1 protein-coding gene is annotated in these 1211 nt (G+C 64.2%); it reads left to right on the forward strand.

Annotated features, from left to right (window positions below; all coding sequences use genetic code 11):
* Positions 1-1211 (forward strand): NAD(P)/FAD-dependent oxidoreductase (locus tag C6558_RS38685; RefSeq protein WP_107028840.1); only part of this gene is annotated, 1211 nt, incomplete at its 3' end.

Below are 1211 nucleotides of genomic sequence, written 5' to 3' on the forward strand. Positions count from 1 at the left end.
ATGAGCGAGGCGATGGATCTACCCGAGCGCGAGAGTATGGAGTTCGACGTGGTGATCGTCGGCGCGGGGCCTGCGGGGCTTTCGGCTGCGATCCGGTTGAAGCAGGTCAATCCCGAGCTTTCGGTGGTGGTGCTGGAAAAGGGCGCCGAAGTCGGCGCGCATATCCTGTCGGGTGCCGTCGTCGACCCCATCGGCATCGACCGGTTGCTGCCGGGCTGGCGCGACGAGGCCGACCATCCGTTCAAGACCGAGGTTACCGACGATCATTTCCTCTTGCTCGGTCCCGCCGGCTCGATCCGCCTGCCGAACTTCGCCATGCCGCCGTTGATGAACAATCACGGCAACTACATCGTCTCACTCGGCAATGTCTGCCGCTGGCTTGCCGGCCATGCCGAAGCGCTCGGCGTCGAGATCTATCCGGGCTTTGCCGCAACCGAGGTGCTCTATAACGACGAAGGCGCCGTCATCGGTGTCGCCACCGGCGACATGGGCATCGAGCGCAACGGCGAGCCGGGCCCGAACTTTGCCCGCGGCATGGAACTGCTCGGCAAGTACGTGCTGATCGGCGAGGGCGTGCGCGGCTCGCTCGCCAAAGAGCTGATTTCAAAATTCGATCTCTCTAGGGATCGCGACGTCCAGAAATTCGGCATCGGTCTCAAGGAACTGTGGCAGGTCAAGCCCGAGAACCACAGGCCCGGTCTGGTGCAGCACTCGTTCGGCTGGCCGCTCGGCATGAAGACCGGCGGCGGTTCGTTCCTCTACCACCTCGAAGACAACATGGTCGCCGTCGGCTTCGTCGTGCACCTCAACTACAAGAACCCCTATCTCTTCCCGTTCGAGGAGTTCCAGCGGTTCAAGACCCATCCGGCCATTCGCGGCACCTTCGAGGGCGGCAAGCGGCTGTCCTATGGCGCCCGGGCGATCACCGAAGGCGGCTACCAGTCGGTGCCGAAACTGTCGTTCCCCGGCGGCGCGCTGATCGGCTGTTCGGCCGGTTTCGTCAACGTGCCGCGCATCAAGGGCAGCCACAATGCGGTGCTGTCGGGCATTCTGGCGGCTGAGAAGCTGGCGGCGGCAATCGCCAGCGGTCGCGCCAATGACGAGCCGATCGAAATCGAGCGTGGTTGGCGCGACAGCGCCATCGGCCAGGACCTGAAGCGGGTCAGGAACGTCAAGCCGCTGTGGTCGAAGTTCGGCACGGCGGTCGGCGT

Origin of the sequence: Ensifer sp. NM-2 (assembly GCF_003024455.1) — a bacterium.
Lineage (GTDB): Bacteria > Pseudomonadota > Alphaproteobacteria > Rhizobiales > Rhizobiaceae > Ensifer > Ensifer canadensis.